19 protein-coding genes are annotated in these 23,371 nt (G+C 36.9%); 15 read left to right on the top strand and 4 right to left on the bottom strand.

Annotated features, from left to right (window positions below; all coding sequences use genetic code 11):
• Positions 1–38 precede the first annotated feature (38 nt).
• From DN394_RS19285 to DN394_RS19275, 3 genes are all read left to right on the top strand, one after another.
• Positions 39–2,774, top strand: a complete 2,736-nt coding sequence (locus DN394_RS19285) for a YhgE/Pip domain-containing protein (RefSeq protein ID WP_149294145.1) — start codon at positions 39–41, stop codon at positions 2,772–2,774.
• 143 nt (positions 2,775–2,917) lie between these two features.
• Positions 2,918–3,133 (top strand): hypothetical protein, encoded by a 216-nt coding sequence (locus tag DN394_RS19280; RefSeq protein WP_098127930.1) that lies wholly within the window; start codon positions 2,918–2,920, stop codon positions 3,131–3,133.
• Between the two features lie 35 nt (positions 3,134–3,168).
• On the top strand, positions 3,169–3,474 hold the full coding sequence (locus DN394_RS19275) for a DUF2087 domain-containing protein (protein WP_000140295.1): 306 nt from the start codon (positions 3,169–3,171) through the stop codon (positions 3,472–3,474).
• Positions 3,475–3,500: 26 nt separating this feature from the next.
• On the opposite strand, the gene DN394_RS19270 is transcribed toward DN394_RS19275, so the two are convergent.
• Complete coding sequence (locus DN394_RS19270) at positions 3,501–3,854, bottom strand: PH domain-containing protein (RefSeq protein ID WP_046958351.1); 354 nt, start codon at positions 3,852–3,854, stop codon at positions 3,501–3,503.
• Between the two features lie 133 nt (positions 3,855–3,987).
• Here DN394_RS19270 and DN394_RS19265 point away from each other — a divergent pair, with 133 nt between their 5' ends.
• Entirely contained in the window at positions 3,988–4,497 is a 510-nt protein-coding gene (locus DN394_RS19265; protein WP_098208672.1) for a GNAT family N-acetyltransferase, read from the top strand.
• 118 nt (positions 4,498–4,615) lie between these two features.
• On the opposite strand, the gene DN394_RS19260 is transcribed toward DN394_RS19265, so the two are convergent.
• Both DN394_RS19260 and DN394_RS19255 read right to left on the bottom strand, forming a co-directional pair.
• Positions 4,616–5,116, bottom strand: a complete 501-nt coding sequence (locus DN394_RS19260; protein WP_098208673.1) for a DinB family protein — start codon at positions 5,114–5,116, stop codon at positions 4,616–4,618.
• Positions 5,117–5,200: 84 nt separating this feature from the next.
• Positions 5,201–6,142, bottom strand: a complete 942-nt coding sequence (locus DN394_RS19255) for a helix-turn-helix transcriptional regulator (protein ID WP_064473056.1) — start codon at positions 6,140–6,142, stop codon at positions 5,201–5,203.
• A 197-nt stretch (positions 6,143–6,339) separates the two neighbouring features.
• Between DN394_RS19255 and DN394_RS19250 the strand changes: the two genes are divergently transcribed.
• The gene (locus DN394_RS19250; RefSeq protein ID WP_000103725.1) at positions 6,340–7,356 is read left to right on the top strand and encodes a LacI family DNA-binding transcriptional regulator; all 1,017 of its coding nucleotides are present in this window, start codon (positions 6,340–6,342) and stop codon (positions 7,354–7,356) included.
• Positions 7,357–7,394: 38 nt separating this feature from the next.
• Here the strand turns inward: DN394_RS19250 and yhfH are convergent, their stop codons facing one another.
• A complete protein-coding gene (gene yhfH, locus DN394_RS19245; RefSeq protein ID WP_000567010.1) occupies positions 7,395–7,523 on the bottom strand; it encodes a protein YhfH in 129 nt (42 codons plus the stop codon).
• A gap of 180 nt (positions 7,524–7,703) precedes the next feature.
• Between yhfH and DN394_RS19240 the strand changes: the two genes are divergently transcribed.
• The 10 genes from DN394_RS19240 (at position 7,704) to DN394_RS19195 (ending at position 23,364) form a co-directional block, all read left to right on the top strand.
• On the top strand, positions 7,704–8,438 hold the full coding sequence (locus tag DN394_RS19240; protein WP_149294144.1) for an MBL fold metallo-hydrolase: 735 nt from the start codon (positions 7,704–7,706) through the stop codon (positions 8,436–8,438).
• Positions 8,439–8,447: 9 nt separating this feature from the next.
• Positions 8,448–9,437, top strand: coding sequence for a lipoate--protein ligase (locus tag DN394_RS19235; protein WP_149294143.1), 990 nt, complete (start codon positions 8,448–8,450; stop codon positions 9,435–9,437).
• Between the two features lie 167 nt (positions 9,438–9,604).
• Positions 9,605–10,048, top strand: a complete 444-nt coding sequence (locus DN394_RS19230; protein WP_098110614.1) for a hypothetical protein — start codon at positions 9,605–9,607, stop codon at positions 10,046–10,048.
• A 146-nt stretch (positions 10,049–10,194) separates the two neighbouring features.
• The gene (locus DN394_RS19225; protein WP_149294142.1) at positions 10,195–11,727 is read left to right on the top strand and encodes a fatty acid--CoA ligase family protein; all 1,533 of its coding nucleotides are present in this window, start codon (positions 10,195–10,197) and stop codon (positions 11,725–11,727) included.
• Between the two features lie 172 nt (positions 11,728–11,899).
• Positions 11,900–12,076 (top strand): S-layer homology domain-containing protein, encoded by a 177-nt coding sequence (locus DN394_RS19220; protein ID WP_149294148.1) that lies wholly within the window; start codon positions 11,900–11,902, stop codon positions 12,074–12,076.
• A 174-nt stretch (positions 12,077–12,250) separates the two neighbouring features.
• Positions 12,251–13,306 (top strand): sulfate ABC transporter substrate-binding protein, encoded by a 1,056-nt coding sequence (locus DN394_RS19215; protein WP_149294141.1) that lies wholly within the window; start codon positions 12,251–12,253, stop codon positions 13,304–13,306.
• Between the two features lie 21 nt (positions 13,307–13,327).
• Entirely contained in the window at positions 13,328–14,155 is an 828-nt protein-coding gene (gene cysT / locus DN394_RS19210) for a sulfate ABC transporter permease subunit CysT (protein WP_149294140.1), read from the top strand.
• An 11-nt stretch (positions 14,156–14,166) separates the two neighbouring features.
• Complete coding sequence (cysW, locus tag DN394_RS19205; protein ID WP_149294139.1) at positions 14,167–15,024, top strand: sulfate ABC transporter permease subunit CysW; 858 nt, start codon at positions 14,167–14,169, stop codon at positions 15,022–15,024.
• Between the two features lie 12 nt (positions 15,025–15,036).
• Positions 15,037–16,110: a sulfate/molybdate ABC transporter ATP-binding protein gene (locus DN394_RS19200; protein WP_149294138.1), complete on the top strand. Its 1,074-nt coding sequence runs from the start codon at positions 15,037–15,039 to the stop codon at positions 16,108–16,110.
• Between the two features lie 546 nt (positions 16,111–16,656).
• On the top strand, positions 16,657–23,364 hold the full coding sequence (locus DN394_RS19195) for a DNRLRE domain-containing protein (protein WP_252197128.1): 6,708 nt from the start codon (positions 16,657–16,659) through the stop codon (positions 23,362–23,364).
• The last annotated feature ends 7 nt before the right edge of the window (positions 23,365–23,371 follow it).

Genomic DNA, 23,371 nt, shown 5'->3' with positions numbered 1-23,371 from the left:
TGAACATTTTGGTCATTTTAATAAAAGGGGGAGAAATGATGAAATGGAATCAGTTACTTCGTAAAGAGTTTACTGAAATTATAAAAAGTAAAAAAATATTAATTCCAATTATCGCGGTTTTATTCGTGCCAATTTTATATGCAGGTATGTTTTTATGGGCCTTTTGGGATCCGTATAAACAGTTAGATGATTTACCAGTTGCGGTAGTCAATTTAGATAAAGGTGCAGTATTTGATGGGAAACCAATTGAGGTTGGAAAAGGGCTCGTTGATAATTTAAAAGATAATACAAGTTTCAAATGGGAGTTTGTAAGTGAAAAAGAAGCGAAAAAAGGAATGGAAGGTAGAAAGTATTACATGTTAGTACGCATTCCGAATGACTTCTCAAGTAACGCTACAACGTTATTAAAAGATGATCCAAAACCATTAAACTTAGAATACATTCCAAACGAAAGCTTAAACTTCTTATCTTCACAAATTGGCGGAACAGCCATTGAAAAAATTAAAGGTGAAGTATCAAGTACGTTAACGAAAACATATGCAGAGAAAATGTTTGATTCTATTCAAGACGTCTCAAAAGGATTAGCAGATGGGGCGGAAGGAGCAAATAAACTACATGACGGATCAAGTGAATTGCACGATGGTTCAAGTAAAGTGACAGATGGCCTTCATACACTTCAAGGAAAGTCTGGGGAGATGAAGGATGGAGTTGGGAAATTAGCAGATGGATCTAATAAGTTAGTAGATGGGTCTGGAAAAGTAACAGCAGGTTTAAATACATTAAATAGCAAAACGGGTATAGGAAAATTACAAGATGGATCCGGAAAAGTAACAGACGGTTTAAATACGCTAAATGGCAAAACAGGTGAAATGCAGACAGGTATAGGAAAATTAGTGGACGGATCCGGAAAAGTAACGAACGGTTTAAATACGTTAAATAGCAAAACGGGTGAATTGCGTGATGGATCTGAGAAAGTGACTGGTGGCTTGAACAAACTAGTAAGTAAATCTGGTGAATTACAAACAGGAACAACTGACCTATCAAATGGTATGGGAAAACTTGCTGAAGGGCAAAGTCAATTAGAAAAAGGGTCTCAAGAAATTCAAAAGGGATTGCAAGAGTTAAATAGTAACGTACAAAAGTCTGCTGTAGGCTTAGAGGAAATGCAGTCGAAAGTTCCTTCTATATTGAATACAGTAAATGAGAAAATAGATGGAGCTGGGGCGAATGTAAATCAGTTAAATGAACTTACACAATCAACAGCAGGAGATGCAAAAAATGCAGCGCAAGAGGTAGCGAATTTACAAAAGCAAATTGAAAGTTTACCAAAAGAATATCAAGAGCAGTTACAACCATTCGTAACAAGTGCTGTAAAAAGTACAGCGACAGTTCAGCAAAAAGCTGCCGGAGTAGCAGGTGGAACAAATAAATTAAATGAAGAAGTAAAACAATTAATAGGCGAAATACATCAAACAACAAATGGATTGCAAAACAAATTACCAAATCCAGCAGGGGTGAAAACTCTGGCAGGTGGTGTTGAGAAATTAACGAACGCACAAAATGAATTTGTTAGTAAGTTTCATGGGTTTGGTGAAGGATTAGATAAAGCAAAAATAGGTGCTGATAAATTAAAAGATGGATCAGTTCAATTAATTGATGGAGTAACGCAATTACAAAGCGGATCCGGAAAAGTGACAGCTGGATTAGGTCAATTATCTGCAGGAGCAAATCAATTAGCAGATGGCTCAAACCAAGTAACAGGCGGTTTAGGTACGTTATCTGTAGGAGCAAACCAAATGGCAGGTGGAATAAATCAATTAGCGGACGGTTCAAGTCAAGTAACAGGTGGTTTAGGTACATTATCAGTAGGAGTAACCAAATTAGCAGATGGCTCAAATCAAGTAACAACAGGTCTGGGCGATCTAAATGGTGGCCTAAATAAAATGTCAACCGGCTCAACCCAACTAATCGACGGCGTAAATAAACTAGCAGACGGATCCGGAAAAGTAACAGATGGTCTCGTAAAAGTAAACGATGGTTCAGGTGAACTTGCTGAGAAACTTGGCGAAGGAGCAGAGAAAACTGGTGAAGTAAAAGGGACGGATAAAACGTATGATATGTTTGCAAGTCCTGTAAAAGTGAAGACGGAGAAAATGGCGGAAGTTCCTAACTACGGAACTGGATTTACACCGTATTTCTTATCACTCGGTTTATTTGTTGGGGCATTACTATTATCAATCGTATATCCATTACGTGATACAGTTGGCGTTCCGCAATCAGGATTTAGTTGGTTTATTAGTAAGTTCGGCGTACTACTATCAGTCGGTATTATTCAAGCGATAGTAGCAGATATTATATTACTATTTGGATTAGGTGTAGAAGTACAAAGTATGCCGTATTTTATACTCTTTAGCATCGTTACAAGTTTAGCGTTTATCGCATTAATTCAATGTTTAGTAACAGCATTCGGTGATGCAGGGCGTTTCATCGCCATCATCACATTAATCATTCAGCTTACAACAAGTGCTGGGACATTCCCACTAGAATTGATTCCGAAGTTTTTACAACCATTCAATGCTTGGTTACCGATGACATACTCTGTATCAGGATTGAAAGCAGTCGTATCAAGTGGAGACTTTAATTTCATGTGGCAAAACGTAGGAATACTCATGATTTTCATCGTTGTATTATCACTTGGAACAATCGCATCCTTAACTTGGATGCACAAACGACAATTTAGAAATATTGCGGAAAACCAATCGATTGAAGCATAGAAAAAAGCACCTTTTCGGTGCTTTTTTATTTTAATGTAGGGTATCTTTTCTGTAGTTTATATATAAACCTTTTTAAAAGCTATAGAGACGAAAGAAAAGGAATTACAACAATTTACAGAGAAAACTAGAATAGAGGAGTTGATATGATGAAAGGAAATCTTACTTATTATTTTATCGTAAATCCGCTAATCATCTTTCTTGTTTACGCCCTTTCACCTATCTTGTTTCATAAAGAAAAATATATAAATATGAAAGATGCACTAGGAATACTTTTATTCTACTATGTGTTAATTAGCGGGTATTACTTTATGGATGTTATAAGTAAAAGAATGAAGAAGAATAGTAAAGACAAACGATAAATTTTATTGCATAAAAACCGATGGAGGACAACAAAATGACTGAAAGTGAAATGAAGTTCAGGGATACGACGATTCGTAACTTTTTCGATAAAGAGGACCGCCTAAAATCGATTCCAGGTCAAAAGAAGAAAAAACTAGTATTGCTAGAGCATTTAATTAGCAAATTAAACGCTGGAAATCAATATACGGAAAAAGAAATTAATACATTTATAAAACAATATCACGATGATTTTTGTACGATTAGACGTGAGTTTATTGTGCATGGGTTTATGGATCGAGAGGATAATATGTACCATATAAACGGGAGAGAAGTTTGGACGAAGTGGGAGGAGTTAAAATAATGAATCAGCAGGGGGGGCCCCGCTAATTATAAGTCCGTGCTAGTTTTACATTTTCTTTGAAGTAAGTCTATGAACTCTTCAACATTCGAACTTGTAATGTATCCAAGCGTTATATATTCATCTTCATAGTAAAATATTATTTTTTTGTCAAAGATTCTTCTCTTCGTTTCTATGGATAGAATTTTTTCATAATCAAATTCGGCAATGAATGTGTTTTTATATTGGCTAAAAAAGAGAAGTCTTCTATTAGTAGCAAGTAACATGCCAGGATGCGGAACTTTATGCGTAATAATATAGCCAGTAAGTGAACATTTTAAAGTAGATAAAATCTTTTCTTCTTTATGTAATAGTTGTTTTGCAGCTGTTAAGATTGGATTCATTGCATACATTCCTTTTATTTTGATGTATGAATATTGTATCAAGAGTAAAAAGATTCTCAATATGTAATATTGCATATTGGGCGTTTTATAGTTTTAATATTATTTTTTTAAAGAAAAAGTACGAGGTGATTCAATGATACGATTAGCAAAAGAGACTGATGCAGAAGCAATAATGAATATTAGAAAAGAAATTATATTATCGGAAAGTACTACAAAGTTTTTCATAGTATCTCCAAAGAAATTACCAAATGATATTGATGCAGAAAAAGAAAAGATACGGAAAAGCAATGAAAAAGGGAATCTTTATATAGTTTATGAAGTAGATAGTAAGGTGGTTGGCTTTTTACTTTTCAAACGCTACGAACTAGAACGCCTACGACATGCAGGTACAATGGGAATGGGGATTAGAGAGGCGTGCTGTAATCAAGGAATTGGTACGAAACTAATTGAATTTCTTATTAGTTGGGCTAAAGGACAGGAAGGTTTAGAGAAAATTTGCTTAGGTGTAGTTTCTATTAATGATAGGGCGATTAAGGTGTATAAACGTATGGGGTTTGTAGAAGAAGGAAGACAAAGAAAGCAAATTAAATATGAAGATGGAACATATGGAGATGACGTATTGATGGGGCTTTATCTTGAATAAAATAAAGGAGTTTTCTATTGATAGTAAGTGAGACTTTATGAGTCATCATATAGACGGTGCATATTTTAGTAATAAGACTGCCAATATTGGCAGTCTCTTTTTAGTGGAAGGTTTACACTTAGCAAACCTTAAGTTCTAATCGCTCTTTCTGACGAAGATGATGTGCAAAATGCATAGAAATAAGCTGGAACCATTCTGCTGAATTTAAGTAACCAAGCCCAGGATGTGCGACTTTACAATCACTTGGAATAGAAGAAAGTATTGGCTCAATATCGTTAACAACTGTAATTAATTCCAGAATACGCTTCTGTATTTCTTCTTTATTAGAGGGATTTTCAGGTGTATATCCAGGATGATTTGGTACTTTGATTTGTATATTTGGGAAAGCACTAAGTTTATATACTTTCTCACCCATATCCGTTTTCTTGTTAGTTGTTGATGGTGTTTCAGTTTTACATTTCGCGATTGCATCTAACTGCATATATGTAGAGGCAATTAAATGATTATACATTTGACCGAGGGACCATTCTTCAGCAGAAGGTTTGATCCTAAATTGTTCTATCGAATATTTTTCTAATTCCTCCATGTAATATGTAGCTAATTCCTCAAATTTCTTCATATTGTTAACTCCTTTTTATGAAAATGTATTTGTTAATACCTACTATAAAGGAGAGCTACTGACAACATTATGTCAGTAGTGAAATTAAAGTTTTAACATTTTTTTTGCTTCATCACGAATTTTCTCAGAAAGAATTTTTGGCTCAAGTACTTGCACTTGGCTTCCCCAGCTCAATACCCATTGAAATACTTCGTCTATGTTTCTTGATTTCAACAAGACATGAAAGCCATTGTCTTTATGCTCGTATGAATCTATAAAAAAGTAGCGGGATTCAATAATCTTATGTGCAATATGAGATGGGAATAATAAATGAACCGTAACAGTGCGATTGCTTTCAGGCTTGTAGTTTTGTAAAGAAAAGTCTTTCGGTTTTGTGAAGAATTCTTGCTCTTGTTGTAATTTCTCCATACGATCTAAACGAAAATTACGTATTTGTTTTCGAAGTAAACAATGGGCAACGATGTACCAAATTCCCGAAATATTGACTAAACCGTAAGGATGAACGGTACGTCTTGTTTTTGTAGTTTCTCTCGGTTTACGATACGAAAAAGAGATAGATTGCTCTCTTTGAATAGCTTCTTGTAACAAGAAAAATTGGCTCTCTAGTTTTTCTTGCTCGGCTTGCTGGTTTGAAAATATAGGAGAAAGGAAACGGAAAGTTCCTCGCAATTCCTCAATTTTCTTTTGTTGATCAGTAGGAAGGACTATCTCAAGTTTCTCTTTTGCTGATTGCGCATGTACAGAAAAAGAAGAGGTGAAAGCTTTCTCAATATAATCACCGCCTAGTAAAAGAGTAACAGCCTCTTCAGGCGTAAGTTGAATGGGAGGCAAGAAATAACCATCCATTAATGAATAACCATGACCAGGCATTGAATAAATGGGAACACCCGATTCGTTAAGTGCATCCATATCTCGATAAATAGTCCTTATACTTGTTTCGAATTTTTCAGCTAAGCTTTTTGCTGTAACAGTTTGTCTTCTTTGTAATTCAATTAATATAGCTAATAAACGATCTGTCCGATTCATGAAATATCACCTTCAAATTTTTATAAATATACCTACTATAAACTTCTAAAAGCAGTATGATTGCTCCTCCCATTAACAGACTTTTCCCTATGTATAATATTAATATAGTAAAATCATAACAACCCATATTGCAGTTTCCAATAATATACTATATAATCAGTTTAAGAAAACGTTTTCATGCAAAGGGGGAGGATTTCGTGTCGACTATAGAGGACGTGGCGAAATTAGCGGGGTTATCAAGGACAACGGTTTCTAGGGTGATTAATAATCATCCATATGTTTCAGATGAGAAGAAAAAAAGGGTTCAATTAGCAATGAAGCATTTAGGTTTCGTTCCTAATTCTGCGGCGAGAAGGCTTCGTAAACAAAAGACGGAAACAATTGCGGTGCTAGTTCCAAGGATTACAAATCCTTTCTTCAGTAGATTTATTGAAGCAATCGAGATTGCTGCTTCTGAACATAAATATAAACTGATTATTTGTCAAACAAGATATTTACCGGAAAAAGAGATGGAGTATTTACAATTATTATCTACGAAACAAGTAGATGGGATTATTCTATGTTCACTAGAAAATCCGTGGGAAGATGTAGAGCCATACTTACAGCACGGTCCAATCGTGTTATGTAATGAATATATTGAGGAAGCAAATGTTCCAACAGTGAAGTTTGATCATGCGCAAGGAGCATACATAGCTGCTAAGCATGTGTTAGAACAAGGATATCGTAATCTTATTTTTTGTCGTGGTAACGAAACCAAAGTGGTTAGCCAGCAGCGAAAAATGGGCTTTTTACGTGCCATAACTGAGAAGAGCCGCCAAGTAGAAGCGATCGATTTTCTTGAAAACGCTTTCTCTTGGGACGATGGAAAGAGAATATTCCATGAAGTATTAAAGGACAAAAAAAATCCTACCGCGATTTTGGCAGGAGGCGACGAGGTTGCAGCTGGAATCATTTCAGAGGCAAAACGCCATGACTGGAGCATTCCAGATGATCTCGCTGTTATTGGTTTTGATAATCAAATATTATCACAGATTACAGAGCCAGGTATTACGACAATTGAACAGCCAATCGATGAGATGGCCCGAAAAGTTGTCGACCTGATGATGGATAAAATCCATACGAAAAATTATCGACAAAAAGAATTGTATGAGTTTGAACTGGAGCTCTTGGTGAAAGGTTCAACGATGAAGAAGAATACGATGTTATTAGCCTAGTAGACTATGTCTGCTAGGTTTTTTATGTTCATAAACTACTATTCTTCGTGAACGCAGTCATCACATTTGTTATGGTATGCTTCGTGCTGCTCATCAATTTCTTTCCCGCAGTGTGCACAAGTTTTCGTTGGTAAATTTCTGAAAAACTCCATTGGTTGATCGATCATGTCAATCCCTCCATTTCCATTTCTTACTATCATTGTATTAGTACAAAAAACAAAAGTCAACAACTGTTTTATAACAAAATTGAAAAATAATGAAAAAGTTTAGGAAATGGATTATAGTTAACAATGTAGAATGTAAGTGAAACATGCATTCCTACTCGGTTTTAGAAAGGATGGATACATATGAAAATGACTGTTGTCGGCTTTTGGGGCGGCTTTCCAGAGGCGGGAGAAGCAACGTCGGGGTATTTGTTTGAACACGATGGTTTTCGTTTACTTGTCGACTGTGGTAGTGGTGTACTAGCACAGCTTCAAAAATATATAACACCATCTGATATAGATGCAGTTGTACTTTCGCATTATCATCACGATCATGTTGCAGACATTGGGGTATTGCAATATGCGAGATTAATTACGAGCGGGGCGAAGGGACAACTACCGGAATTACCAATATACGGTCATACGTTTGACGAGAATGGATTCCATTCGTTAACACATGAACCACATACGAAAGGAATCGCGTACAACCCAGAAGAAACACTTCAAGTTGGACCGTTCTCGATTTCATTCTTAAAAACTGTTCATCCTGTTACATGCTTTGCGATGCGTATTACAGCTGGTAGTGACGCTGTAGTATATAGCGCGGATTCCAGTTATATTCCTGAATTTATTCCATTCACAAAAGATGCTGATCTTTTCATTTGTGAGTGTAATATGTATGCACATCAAGAAGCGGCAAAAGCAGGGCATATGAATAGTACAGAAGTAGCAAGTATTGCGAAAGATTCGAATGTAAAAGAACTTTTATTAACGCACTTACCGCATACAGGAAACACATCTGATTTAGTAACAGAAGCAAAACAAATTTTCAGTGGCCATATTACGCTAGCACATAGTGGCTACGTATGGAACTCATGAGGTGATATGATGTTATTTATTGATAATAAAGGAATTACAGATCCTAGAATAAACTTAGCGATTGAAGAATATTGTGTGAAGAATTTAGATATTAATGAAACATATTTACTGTTCTACATTAACGAACCTTCCATTATCATTGGTAAAAACCAAAACACAGTAGAAGAAATTAATGCAGATTACGTAAAAGAAAAAGGTATTCATGTCGTTCGTCGTCTATCAGGCGGAGGCGCAGTATACCATGATTTAGGAAACTTAAATTTCAGCTTTATTACGAAAGATGATGGAGATAGTTTCAGCAACTTCAAAAAATTCACAGAGCCTGTAACGAAAGCGCTTGGTAAATTAGGCGTAAATGCAGAACTAAGTGGTCGTAACGACATTTTAGCTGAAGGCAGAAAAATTTCAGGTAACGCGCAGTTCTCAACGAAAGGTCGTATGTTCAGTCACGGTACGTTACTATTTGACTCTGAAATCGATCACGTCGTATCAGCGTTAAAAGTAAAAATGGATAAGATTCAATCAAAAGGAATCAAATCAATCCGTAGCCGCGTTGCGAACATTACAGAATTCTTAAACGAAAAAATGACGACAGAAGAGTTTAGACAACTTCTTCTAGAAACAATTTTCGAAGGGGAAACAGAAATTCCGGCGTACGAATTAACAGAAAATGATTGGAAAGAGATCCATAAACTTTCTGAAGAACGTTACCAAAATTGGGACTGGAACTACGGAAAATCTCCGAAGTTCAACTTACAACATTCACACCGCTTCCCAGTTGGACAAGTTGACGTTCGTCTTGAAGTGAAAAAAGGAACAGTAACAGAATGTAAAATTTACGGTGACTTCTTCGGTTCACTAGATGTCCATGACATTGAAGAGCGTCTAACAGGCGTACAATTTGATAAAGATGCATTCACTGCAGCTTTAGAAGGCGTAGATATTAAACGCTACTTCGGTAATATTACAACAGAAGATTTCTTACATTTATTCTTCTAAAAATAAGAGAGGCTGCCGTAACGGGCAGCCTCTTTTTGCGTAGATTGTCACGTTTTATCGGTAAGTCGATATATTTTAAAAATCGCTTATATAATTTCATTCACCATAAAATCACAGGACATTTGCCTCTCATAAAGGAATATATATTCAAAAGGAGGCGGATTGAAATGAGAAGGCTAATGTACGTTGCATTACTGCTCAGCTTTGTCATCGGAATGACAGCCTGTAACGATGAAACGCCCTCAAGTCGTACACTTTTATCTATTGGAAAGCCAGGGAAGGATCATGTCATATATTTTACGCATACGGATAACAAACGAAAGATAGATGATATACAAACTATGTTTCAAAATAAGAAATGGAAAAGAAATGAAGCTTTTAGTACGATGAATAAAACGCCAGATCTTGTCTGGTCAATAGATGAGGCCAATACCGGGTTACCGACATTATATGTAACATTGTTTTTTCATGAAAACGGAGCGAATGCAATCAACTTATATGGGGAGCATACGAGCTTGAATAAAGAGGAACTAGAAAAACTGAGTGAAAAGATGAGTGCATATTATCCTGGAATGATTTTAGCCTTCGTTTCATCATTTGCTAACAAATAAAATCCCCTTATCCTTCCAAAGTGAATCAACAGGAGGTGAGCGTTGTATATGCAGTTAATGAAATATCACTTGCTACTTTAATTTTCTTTTAATATAATTAATTTAGAATTTTTAAATATTCTAAATTTTATAAAGGTGGGATTTGTGTGAATCTCGTTCAATCTTTGGCTGAAACGGCGAAAAAGAAGGGGGATAAACCGGCTTATATATTTATGGATCAGTCGGTCTCGTATGACCAATTAAACAAAATGGTCACAAGGTTTTCTAGCAATTTAGCGGAAATAGGCATTGGAAAAGGGGACAATGTTGCATTAGTTGTTGGAAATTCACCACATTTTTTGGTCGGTTTATACGGAACAATGAAAGCTGGAGCAACTGTTATTCCAGTTAATCCAATTTATACAGCAGACGAAATGCATTACATTTTACAAAATGGAGATGTAAAAACAATCATCGTACTCGACGTCCTTCTACCTGTTATACAATCTCTTACAACAAGACTTCCTTCACTTGAAAACATCATCATATGCGAAACCTCATCAGATTTTAAATATACAGAAACCGAAAAAATGAAAACGTTTACGAGAATGATAGGGGCTGGAGATTTAACTTACGAAGGCCCAGAGCTAGATGAAGAAGATGTTGCGGTTATTCTATACACTTCAGGCACAACTGGAAAACCGAAAGGTGCGATGTTAACACATAAAAATTTATACAGTAATGCGAGCGATGTGGCGTCGTATTTACAATATACTGCTGATGACCGCGTCGTTGCGGCACTGCCGATGTTCCATGTATTTTGTTTAACGGTGGCGGTCAATGCACCGATTGTGAACGGAGCAACCATTTTAATGTTACCGAAATTTAGTCCGAAAGAAGTATTCCGTATTTGCCGTACGTATGAGCCAACGATTTTTGCTGGCGTACCGACGATGTACAATTATTTATATTTATTTGAAGAAGCAAGCGCAGAAGATGTGAAGACGCTTCGCCTTTGTATTTCAGGTGGTGCGTCAATGCCAGTTGCTCTTCTGCAAAACTTTGAAAAACGTTTTGACGTAATCGTTTCAGAAGGATATGGTTTATCAGAAGCATCACCAGTTACTTGTTTTAACCCGCTAGATCGTCCGCGTAAACCTGGGTCGATCGGTACAAATATTTGGCATGTAGAAAACAAAATTGTGAACGAACTTGGGGAAGAAGTACCTGTTGGCGCAGTCGGTGAATTAATTGTTCGCGGGCCTAACGTTATGAAAGGATATTATAACGCTCCAGAAGATACAGCAGCGACATTGAAAGACGGATGGCTATATACAGGTGACTTAGCGAAAATGGATGAAGAAGGTTACTTCTATATTGTTGATCGTAAAAAGGATATCGTCTTAGTTGGCGGTTATAACGTATACCCTCGTGAAGTAGAGGAAGTATTATATACACACGAATCCGTAGCAGAAGTTGTCGTAATTGGCGTTCCTGATGAAAACTTAGGAGAAGCAGTACGAGCATACGTCGTTTTGAAACAAGCTAACGTAACAGAAGAGGAACTTATGCATTATTGCACGTTACATTTAGCAAAATATAAAGTGCCAATGAGTATCGGATTTTTAACAGAATTGCCGAAGAATACGACAGGTAAATTGTTAAGAAGAGCATTGAGAGAGAAAGCGATGCAAGTGTAAAAATGAGGCAACCATCTTTGAAGGTGGTTGCCTCATTTTTTTGTGTATTGATTAAGCGGTGGTGCCATATATTTAAACCTTCATATGACCAACAAGGAGGAGATATACGTAGAACAGAAGGAATTAACGCTTACGGCGGGTGCAATATCTTATTTATGACATTATGGATGAAATGAACTCTGAAAATGATAAGAACGGTAATTTTAATCCAAATGGAGTAATGAACCGTGCATCAATGGCTACGATGTTAGTAGATGCATATAAATTAGAAAGCAATGAAAATAGTAAGTTACCAAAAGAATTTGCTGATTTGAAAAATCATTGGGCGCGGAGTATGCCGATATTTTAGTTTAGTAAGAAAATTCAAATTCCGAGTTGACACATGTGAATTACAGAATTAAAATGAAAAGAAATCGAATAGATACATTAGAAGCTAATCAGATAAACTGAAGGCGCACAATGTTCACTTTTGTGAATATATTGTGTGCCTTTTTCTATATGTATAAACTAAGGGGGCTTAACGATGAAAAAGTGGGGTAAGACAGCGTTTATGAAAAGTACAGGTGTTTTATTATCAGCAGTTGTGCTTTTATCAGGGTGTGGTTCGGCAACGTCCACTAATAATTCTGAAGGAAGTGGAGGTACAAAAACAGTTGAGCTTTTAAATGTTTCCTATGATCCAACACGTGAGTTATATCAAGAGTTTAATAAAGATTTTGCGAAGTACTGGAAAGAGAAGCATGGGCAAACAGTAAATGTAAAACAATCGCACGGAGGATCCGGAAGCCAGGCGCGTTCTGTTATTGATGGTTTAGAAGCCGATGTTGTTACGCTAGCGCTCGCTTATGATATTGATGCGATTAGCAAGAAAAAACAACTAGCAGAAGACTGGCAGAAGCGACTTGCGGATAATTCCACTCCGTACACATCAACAATTGTATTTCTAGTGCGAAAAGGAAACCCGAAAGGAATTAAGGACTGGGATGATTTAACGAAAAAAGGTGTGTCTGTCATTACACCCAACCCGAAAACATCTGGGGGAGCACGTTGGAACTATTTAGGGGCGTGGGGATACGCACTGAAAAAATATAATAATAGTGAAGATAAGGCGAAAGAATTTGTTGGGCAAATTTATAAAAACGTGGAAGTACTTGATTCAGGAGCACGCGGAGCAACGACAACTTTCGTTGAAAAAGGAATTGGTGATGTATTGATTGCTTGGGAAAATGAAGCATTACTATCACAAAAAGAGCTCGGAAAAGATAAATTTGAAATTGTAACACCTCCAATTAGTATACTAGCAGAACCACCAGTAGCTGTTGTAGATAAAGTCGTTGATAAAAAAGGAACGAGAAAAGTAGCAGAAGGATATCTGGAATATTTGTACTCAGAAAAAGGGCAGGAAATTGCGGCGAAAAACTTTTATCGTCCTCGTAATGAAAAAGTAGCAGAAAAATATGCGTCTAAATTTCCGAAGATTCAATTATTTACAGTAGATGAACTATTTGGTGGTTGGAAAAAAGCGCAGGAAAAACATTTTAATGATGGCGGTGTATTCGATCAAATTTATAAAAAATAAGGGGGGATGAGGTGAAAGAAGATGAGGAAAAAACGTGTTTTACCGGGGTTTGGATTATCTCTTGGATTTACAATGCTATATATGAGTTTATTCGTACTTATACCACTTTCTATCGTATTTATTCAAACTTCACAGTTAGGTTGGAAGAAGTTTGCTGAGGTTGTAACGAGCGAGCGTGTGCTGCATTCTTATCAAGTGAGTTTAACGACTTCACTTGCAGCAGCAGTTATAAATGCCATTTTTGGCTTATTAATAGCTTGGGTGCTCGTACGCTACACATTTCCTGGAAAACGACTATTAGACGGACTCATTGATTTACCGTTTGCCCTTCCGACAGCTGTAGCTGGTATTACACTTACAACGCTTTATGCGGAAAATGGATGGATTGGGAAAATATTTAGTCTGTTTCATATAAAAGTAGCTTTTACGCCGCTCGGAATAATCGTTGCGCTTACGTTTATCGGTTTACCATTTGTCGTTCGGATGGTACAACCGGTACTTCAAAATATTGATAAAGAAGTAGAAGAGGCGGCTTCTAGCTTAGGGGCGTCACGCTTCCAAATATTTGTGAAAATCATTTTGCCAGAAATATTCCCGGCTTTACTTGCTGGCTTTTCACTCGCATTTGCGCGGGCATTAGGAGAATACGGATCTGTCGTTTTCATCGCCGGGAATATGCCGATGAAAACAGAAATCGCACCACTTATGATTATGACGAAACTAGAACAATATGATTACGCAGGAGCAACAGCTGTAGCGACCGTGGTGCTTATTATTTCTCTCCTTTTCCTTCTTATTATTAATATGATTCAAAGCTGGAGTAGAAGGCATGAATTAAAAAGTGAATAGGAGGAGAGAAAGTGGAACCAACATTATTAGAAAAGAAAATAATAAAAAACGTGTCAGCTAAAAAAGAATCTAAACTTGTACCGAGCATATTCATTACGATTACAGTCTTATTTTTATCTCTCTTTCTATTACTCCCGCTCGTAACAATTTTTTTGAAAGCTTTTGAAAAAGGATTTGATGTATACCTTGCCGCCATCACAGATCAAGAAGCATTTTCAGCAATTAGGTTAACGCTTTTCGTTGCGTTAATCGTTGTGCCGCTTAATACGATATTTGGGATAGCGGCCGCATGGCTTATTACAAAGTTTCAGTTTAAAGGAAAACAAGTATTACTATCCCTTATTGAATTGCCGTTTGCTGTGTCACCAGTTATCGCAGGATTAGTATTCGTTTTACTTTTCACACCGAGGGGTGCTCTTGGCGAATGGTTACTTGAACATGGAGTGAAAATCATTTTTTCTGTACCAGGCATTATTATCGCAACAATCTTTGTAACCTTCCCGTTCGTTGCACGTGAATTAATTCCGATTATGCAGGCGCAAGGAAAAAGTGAAGAAGAGGCAGCCTTATCACTTGGCGCAAGTGGCTGGAAAATGTTTTGGCGCGTTACGCTTCCAAATATAAAATGGGGTCTTTTATACGGCATGATTCTATGTAATGCCCGTGCTATCGGTGAGTTTGGAGCCGTTTCTGTCGTATCAGGTCACGTGCGCGGCATTACGAATACGATGTCGCTTCATATTGAAATTTTGTACAATGAATATCAATTTTCAGCAGCGTTTGCAGTAGCGACGTTAATGTCATTAATTGCAGTGTTTACACTCGTTATAAAAAACTGGATCGAATGGCGAATGGAAAAACGACAATAAGGGGGGATTACGGTGAGTATTCAAATTCAAGGTGTATCAAAACAATATGGCACATTTCAAGCGCTAACAGACATTCATTTGGATATTCCAAAAGGTGAACTTGTCGCCTTGTTAGGCCCGTCAGGTTCTGGGAAAACGACGTTACTACGCATTATTGCAGGATTAGAAGAAGCGGATGGAGGCTCTGTTTCATTTGATGGGGAAGATTTAACAGACATTCACGTGAAAAACAGGCAAGTCGGTTTCGTCTTCCAGCACTATGCACTCTTTAAACATATGAATGTATTTGAGAATGTTGCTTTCGGTTTAAAAGTAAGAAAGAAAAGCTTAAGACCGTCAGCAGAAGCGATAGAAGAAAAAGTAACAGAATTATTAAAGCTCGTAAAGATGGATGGCTTTGCTAAACGTTATCCAGCGCAACTATCTGGCGGACAACGACAACGAATTGCACTAGCTCGGGCACTTGCAGTCGAACCGAAAATTTTATTACTCGATGAACCGTTCGGTGCACTCGATGCAAAGGTGAGAAAAGAATTACGAAGATGGCTGCGGAAATTACATGACGAATTTCAAATTACGAGCGTATTCGTAACGCATGACCAAGAAGAAGCGTTAGACGTTGCAGACCGCATCGTTGTAATGAATGAAGGTCGCATTGAACAAATGGGAACGCCGGAAGAAGTATATGAAAACCCAGCAAGCCCGTTCGTGTACGATTTTTTAGGAAATGTAAATTTATTTCATGGCCGCGTCCATAAAGGTAAGTTAAATGTAGGATCGGTAGAACTAGAAGCACCAGAGCATAAGCACATTTCAAATGTAGACGGAGTAGCTTACGTAAGGCCACATCACTTATCCATCTCTCGTACGAAACAAAGCGTAGATGCAATCCCAGCGAAAGTATCATATTCTCACGCAGTTGGACCTGTCGTATATGTAGAATTAAAGCGAGACGGAACAGAGGAGTATTTAGAAGCAGAAATTAGTAAAGAACAGTTTAGACAGCTAAGTATTCAAGCGGGTGATGTTGTATACGTACAGCCGAAAGAAGTGAAGGTGTTTATTCCGGAGGATTTTGTGATTTAAGAGAGTTAAAATCAGCAATCTATTAATAAGAGGAAGTCTCTCAAAATATATTTTGGGAGACTTCCTCTTTGTTTGTAATGATAGTTTTTCGTGTGTGAAATGTAGTGGGGAAAAGCTATAGATATCATAAGAAGAGGGGGAGCGCGTTCAAACAGTTATTTGGTATGAATAGTAAGGAAGATATTCTAATTACCTGCTATAAATAAAGGTATTACAGTTAGGGGAACAATATTTACCCATAGGAATATGAAGCTCAGTATATTAGTTTCATTGAATATTAGAACAAAATTGAAAGTGAAAATAAAAGGTTAGTTGAATGATATTTATATCATGTCGCTAGCAAACAATAATCGTATTATTGTTAATCTTTAATTATATAATAAAAATAGTTATCTGCAATAATATTTGTTAAATTGTTGTTAAATTGTCGGATTTTGTGCACAAAATCTTCAAAACTTTAAAACTATATTTACTTTACTCTTTCGTTTGTTTACATTGTGATATGTAACATTATATATGTTAAAAATATTTCAGCGAGGTGAGTTTATGGAAGCAAAGAAATGGTATAGGTACTTAATACAACTTATTGTAGTTGCATTAATCGTTACCTCCATACCACTGAATGGATTGGCGGAAACAGCACCACCGTTTACACCATCTCCAAATTCAGAACAAAGTCCAGAAACAGAAAAGAAAGAGGAAAAGGAAAAGGAGTTACCAGCTCCACATCCAGATCAGTTAAAGAAGGATAAGGCTAAAGCACAAGCAAATCCGACTGAGATTGTAGAAGAAAGAACGGAAACCGAAAAAGTTTTCGATAATAATGATGGTACATATACGAAAAAGGTATATACGGAACCGATTCATATTGAGAAAGATGGAAAGTTAGAAGAGGTTTCACCGAAATTAGTAGAAGCACCAAATGAAAAAATTGTAACAGAAAATACAACGTTAGAACCAGAATTTGAAAAGTCAGCACAAGATGGAAAGTACGTTCAATTTAAAGTAAAAGATCATACGATTCAGTACAAATTAATGAGTGCAAATGGTGAAAAAGGTGAAGTGAAGCCGTCACCGGTCACTGCAACACATGAAAATAATACAGTATGGTATAAAGGGATTTTCCCAAATATTGATTTAAAGAGTACGACGTTTAATGAAAATGTAAAAGAAGATTTTGTATTACGTGAATATACAGGACATCACATTTTTACATTTGCATTAGAAACAGATTTAACACCGAGCTTACAGGAAGATGGTTCAATCGACTTCCAAAATGAGAAAAAAGAAAAAGTCTTCACATTACCGAAACCGTATATGAACGATTCAAATGTGGATCAACAATCAGGTGAGGCTGTAACGTCAGATGCGGTTCGTTACACTATTGAGAAGACAGATGAAAAAACATATACATTAACTGTTACCGCAGACTCGCAGTGGTTACAAGCACCGGAACGAAAATATCCGGTATATGTAGATCCTTCGGTTGAATTAGGCAACTTTGAAAATGCTTATGCTTCAAGCGCATATCCAACTGTAAACTATTCAGGAGGAAAGCTTTGGGACGCTGGTCAAAATGCTTATACATTAAAAGTCGGATATTATGATGGCGCATCTGGGACAAACTTTGCATTTATTAAACCAGACGTTTCGAATTTTAAAGGGGCAAATATTGAAAGTGCAACATTCAATGCACATACCATTTGGCATTATTATACGAATCAACCAAATGGTGTTTGGTTAGACGAAGTGACGGGTGCCTGGAATGAAGGCAGTTTAAATTGGAATAATAAGCCTGGTTCAAATAATATTGCGCATGCTGATGTAACAAGAGGGCAATGGGCGAGGTTTAACGTAACTAACACAGTAAAAGCATGGGTAGAAGGTGCAAAAACAAACAACGGTTTTAAATTACATGCAAATGGTAATGGTCAAAACCATTGGAAGAAGTTTATTGCAGCTGAAAATGGAACAAATGCACCGTTCTTGGAAGTAAAATATTCATACGCGAAACCGAATAAACCAAGAGTACAAACTTATTCAAATGGTAGTGGCAGTAGTTCAGGACACTTCAATGTACAATGGGATGCAGTTCCAGGAGCGAACGGCTATAAAGTAGCAATATTTAATGGACATGAATATGAAGAAATCGAAGTTGGGAATGTAACAAATTGGACAACAAAAGATAAAAAAATATTCCCAACGCCAGAAGAGATTGCACAAGGCCGTTATTGGGTGCATGATGATGGAAAAGGTGCAGAAGCACCAGTCAATCCCGGTCCAATTTATAAAAATGCATTTTTAGATAAAAGTCCGTTTGGAGATTATAGTAGTGCACGTGGATATTGGGTTCGTATTATAGCCACCTACCCAACTGGTGAGGATAGTCCACTTTCTGATGAAGCAATTGTTTACATTCCATTGGAACAAGTGAAAAAGCCAGATGGCTCAGCGTATATCAATGCAACAGATCAAACAAATGGTTATGTAACATTGAAATGGGATGCAGTACCAGAAGCAGCAGGGTATAAGGTTTGGATTTATAACGGAAAAGATTACGAAGCGTTCGATGTAGGAAATAAAACAAATTGGACAACACAAAATGAGAAAATTTGGCCAACAAAAGATGAAATAGTGAAAGGCCAATATTTACTACATCATGATAAAAAAGGAACAGAATTAGCAGTAGATCCATCACCCGTGTATAAAAATTCTGGTGGAATTTATGCAAGTGCGAAAAACTATTGGTTCCGTGTAACGGCATATAGTAAAGCTGGACATGCTGAAAGTGAAATTTCGCATGAGTTTGTACCTAGATTCTCCCAAGATTCTGGATTTATAGGGATGTTTGATTACTGGGCATCAATTCCTGTGTTAAATGGTAAAGTAAATGCTACAAATGGTAACTTTATCATGAGTGAGAAAGATATTACGTTATCAGGGCGCGGGCCGGATGTATCAGTAGAAAGAACATACAACAGTCTAAGTAAAAAGGTCGGCTTATTTGGTACGGGTTGGTCGAGTGGATTAGAGGAAAGAATTTGGGCCGATGGAAATGGAAACTTACTTTTAATTTCTGCCGATGGTGCGAATATTACTTTTACTAGAACAGGAGATAATACGTATCAAGCTCCTACTGGTATATATTTAGAGATTAAGCAAGTATCAGGCGGATATGAAATAAAAGATAAAGACCAAACGGTTACTTTCTATAAATCTGGAGATGCACAAGGCCGTATTGAGTATACAAAAGATAAATATGGAAATACGACGACTTATGAGTATGATGGTGAATCACGTTTATCAAAAGTGAAAAACGCTTCTGGTAAAGAGTTACTCGTACAATATGATGGGAATAATAAAAAAGCCGCAAGAGTAATCGGTCCAGATAATAAGACGATTACATTTAAGTATGATGGAGATTTACTTGTTTCTTCAACAACTCCAGAAGGAAAAGTATATAAACATGGATATGATAATGGATTACTAACATCTATTTATGATCCGCAACATACAGATGCAAAACCATATAAAACATCGTATGCATACGAGAATAATAGATTAGTAAAAATAACAGATCCACTAGGGAAAGCTACGACATTAGCATATAATACAGGTTCGAAAGAAGTTACATTAACGAATCCTAAAGGACGTAAGACTGTTTATACGTATAACGATGCTGGAAATCCAGTAAAAACAGTTGAAGATGTGGGGCGTCTGAATTTAACGACGACGTATGAATATAATGCGAATAATTTAGTGAAAACAACAACTCCTAAAAATCAAACAGAAACAGCGACCTATGACGGAAATGGGAATGTAACTTCTGTTACTGATGAAATGGGAACTGAAAAGTTTGAGTATAATAAAGATAATGGAATTGTTAAAGCGACAGATAATGAGAATCGTGAAACAACAGTTGCTTATAAGGCTGCAAATACAGAGGTATCAGAAACAGACCAAGCGGCTCATACGTCTTCTTTCACACAGCATGATAAATACGGTAATCCAATTGAAACAAGTAAAGAGTTAGGAACAGGGGAAAACTTGATTCAAAATCCGAGCTTCGAGATAAATGGCACGGATAAATGGGTACCAGTAAATCACAATAATTCTGGTTCTATCGCAAAAGATGCAACACCAGCTCCAGGAGGTCTTGGAGGAGAGTCATCACTTAAGATTACAACGAAAACAACAAGTAATGAGTGGGGTTATATAGCAGCAATTCAAGAAGTAACACTAGAACCAAATACAACTTACACATTAAGTGGTATGGTGAAAACGGATTTAGCCAATGGTGCTGCTTTCTTCAATGTACAGTTATTAAATGAAAACGGTGCTGGTATAGATGGTGGCTGGCATGATACTCGTCACAATAGAATTCAAGGAACAAGGGACTGGGTTAACCGTCAAGTTACCTTTAAAACAACAGAGCAAACGAGAAAAGTAAAAATCTATTTACAAGCAGAAAATGGTGGCGCTGCGACGAGTGGTTCTGCATGGTTTGACAAGATTCAATTGGAAAAAGGTGAAGTTTCTTCTAGTTTTAATCCGATTACAAATAGTAGTGTAGAGAATGTAACCGAAAAAGGTTGTATTTCTGGATGGGCTAGAGGGGATGGAACGACTTGTGATGCTAAAGAAATCTCGCACGATAGTTTTACTGGAGGTTCATCAATAGTATTAGAGCGTAGTCAATATGGAGGGGCAGATGTTGGCTATGGTACAAGAGTTGTATTGAATCAGAAAAAGGCAGAAACATTAACGCTGACAGGGATGTCTAAATCTGAAAATGTAGAAAATGATGCTCCAGATAAATTATCTAGAGACTACTCTGTTTGGGCAGATGTACATTATCAAGATGGTAGCGGTGAAAATTATCAAGCAAAATTCCCAAGTGGTACAAATGATTGGAACCGTAGTGCGGTTGTAATTCCAGCTAAGAAACCAATTAAACATATTCAAGTGTACCTACTATTTAGAAACAATAATAAAGGGAAAGTATGGTTTGATGATGTTCGTTTACTAGAAGGTAACGCTCTTATTAAAAACGAGTACGACAATGATGGAAATGTTGTTGCTGCGTATGATGAAGAAGGACAGAAGAATACATTCACATACGATGCATCAGGAAATAAAAAGAGCGAAACAGATGAAAAAGGAAATACAAAACTATATGATTACAACAAAGATAATCTATTAACAAAGGTTACATTAAAGAATGGTACTTCTGTAAATTATCGTTATGATTATAATGGAAATACAACAGAGAAATCTGTCATGTTTGGTGGGAAAACACAAACACACAAATATGAATATGATGTAGATAATAAAAATACAGTGTATATCGATGCATTAAACCGTCGTATTGAAAACACGTACGATGAAAATGCAAACAAGATTAAAATAAAAATGCCAAATGGTTCTATTTTAGAATCCGTATATGATACAGCTGATCGCGTTGTTGGTGAAAAACGCAATGGCAAAGATTCATTTACATTCGAACGTGATCAAAATGGACAAGTTACGAAAGTGAAAGATCTTGTCAACGGTGTAGAACGCACGAAAACATACGACAAGGCTGATCGCGTTACAAGTGCAACAGATAGCCGAGGCGGAAAAATTGACTGGGCGTATCATGATAAAGCAAACAGTAAGACAGAAAAGTTAAAAGAACAAACAGTAACGCAAGGCGGATATACAAATAAAGTATCGTATGACTACAACACGTTAGATCAAAATATACGTGTAACAGACGGTTCTCAAACGTATCGATTTGACTATGACGATCAAGGAAATGTTCGTACGTATACAGCTGGTAATGGTTCAGGTTCGACGTTTAACTATGACCACGCGAACAAAATTAAAGATTTAGTAGTCGGTACATCAAACAGTATTCTACTTTCTGAACGATATGAATATGATCAAGCGGGTAACCGCACGAAGGTTAAACATGAAGGTACGGGCGGAAAAGTAACAGAAACAAACTTTGTATATGACCCGATTAACCAACTATTAAATGAAGCACTACCAAACGGAACAACTAAATCATACACATATGATGGATTTGGAAACCGTATGAGTGTGAAAGTTGTAGAGAATGGAAAAGAAACAAAGTCTATAGCGGCAACATTTAATGATGGAAATCAACTTGTAAAATTTGGGAATGAATCATTAACGTATGATGCGAATGGAAATCGTATATCGGATGGAAAGTACAAGTATACATGGAACGAACATGACCAAATTGTAGCTATCACAAAACAAGGTGAGAGCAATGCATTCGCAACTTATAAATATGACGACGATAATCGTCGTATTGAAAAGAGTGTAAATGGTCAAATAACACGTTATTTCTATGATGGAGATAGTATTAATCCGTTATATGAGACAGATGGTAGTGGCAACGTTCTTCGTCAATATGTATACTCTGTAGACGGTTCACGTTTGGCAATGAAGTCAAAAGGACAAACGTTATACTATCACTATAACCCACGTGGTGATGTAGTCGCGATGACAGATCAAAATAGAGAAGTTGTAGCAACGTATGAATATGATTCATGGGGTAACGTACTAAAGAGCGACGCAAAAGGTATCGCAGCAGATAATCCATTTGGATATGCAGGATACATGTATGATAAAGAAATTGGTATGTATTATCTGATTGCGAGATACTATAATCCAGAACATGGTGTGTTCTTATCGGTGGATCCTGATCCGGGTGATGAGGATGATCCGGTTACAATGAATGGATATACGTATGCGGATAATAATCCAGTTATGATGACGGATCCAGATGGTAAGTGGGCATGGATGGCAGCCGGTGCTGCTTTTGGTGGTGTATCAAGTTATTATTCTGCTAAAAAAAGTGGGGCTAAAGGTTGGAAATTGGCTGGCGCAGTAGCTGGTGGTGCAGCTCTTGGTGCTATTGGTGGTGTAGGCGGAGGTTCCTATAGAGCACTTAAGGTAGCAAGAAAAGCATATAACAAAATGCCAGGTACTCCTCGTCGAAAGGGGATTGCTGCTCATGATGCATGGGGGAAGGCAATGAAGAAGGTAGTTCCCGGTGGAAAATACGAAAAGCCAATTAGAGGGAATAAAAGAACCAGAGCTGATTTGCAATTTTTTAAGGGCAGATTAGTAGTGGAGTTAAAAACTTCACGAGAGTATAAGAAGAATAGAAGTAGGGTTAATAAACAAGTTCAAAAGTATAAAAAATCCGGAGCGAAGTGGGTTTGGGTTGTACGCTATTAAGTGGTGA

This window comes from Bacillus sp. BB081, assembly GCF_008368895.1.
In the GTDB taxonomy this organism is placed as follows: domain Bacteria; phylum Bacillota; class Bacilli; order Bacillales; family Bacillaceae_G; genus Bacillus_A; species Bacillus_A wiedmannii.
Note: the sequence above shows the minus strand (reverse complement) of the source record. Positions and strands in the feature narration are given on the sequence as shown.

Coding starts and splice junctions, on each gene's coding strand:
- DN394_RS19285 (WP_149294145.1), top strand. CDS start 39: ATGAAATGGAATCAGTTACTTCGTAAAGAGTTTACTGAAATTATAAAA.
- DN394_RS19280 (WP_098127930.1), top strand. CDS start 2,918: ATGATGAAAGGAAATCTTACTTATTATTTTATCGTAAATCCGCTAATC.
- DN394_RS19275 (WP_000140295.1), top strand. CDS start 3,169: ATGACTGAAAGTGAAATGAAGTTCAGGGATACGACGATTCGTAACTTT.
- DN394_RS19270 (WP_046958351.1), bottom strand. CDS start 3,854: ATGAATCCAATCTTAACAGCTGCAAAACAACTATTACATAAAGAAGAA.
- DN394_RS19265 (WP_098208672.1), top strand. CDS start 3,988: ATGATACGATTAGCAAAAGAGACTGATGCAGAAGCAATAATGAATATT.
- DN394_RS19260 (WP_098208673.1), bottom strand. CDS start 5,116: ATGAAGAAATTTGAGGAATTAGCTACATATTACATGGAGGAATTAGAA.
- DN394_RS19255 (WP_064473056.1), bottom strand. CDS start 6,142: ATGAATCGGACAGATCGTTTATTAGCTATATTAATTGAATTACAAAGA.
- yhfH (WP_000567010.1), bottom strand. CDS start 7,523: ATGATCGATCAACCAATGGAGTTTTTCAGAAATTTACCAACGAAAACT.
- DN394_RS19240 (WP_149294144.1), top strand. CDS start 7,704: ATGAAAATGACTGTTGTCGGCTTTTGGGGCGGCTTTCCAGAGGCGGGA.
- DN394_RS19235 (WP_149294143.1), top strand. CDS start 8,448: ATGTTATTTATTGATAATAAAGGAATTACAGATCCTAGAATAAACTTA.
- DN394_RS19230 (WP_098110614.1), top strand. CDS start 9,605: ATGAGAAGGCTAATGTACGTTGCATTACTGCTCAGCTTTGTCATCGGA.
- DN394_RS19220 (WP_149294148.1), top strand. CDS start 11,900: ATGAACTCTGAAAATGATAAGAACGGTAATTTTAATCCAAATGGAGTA.
- DN394_RS19215 (WP_149294141.1), top strand. CDS start 12,251: ATGAAAAAGTGGGGTAAGACAGCGTTTATGAAAAGTACAGGTGTTTTA.
- cysT (WP_149294140.1), top strand. CDS start 13,328: ATGAGGAAAAAACGTGTTTTACCGGGGTTTGGATTATCTCTTGGATTT.
- DN394_RS19195 (WP_252197128.1), top strand. CDS start 16,657: ATGGAAGCAAAGAAATGGTATAGGTACTTAATACAACTTATTGTAGTT.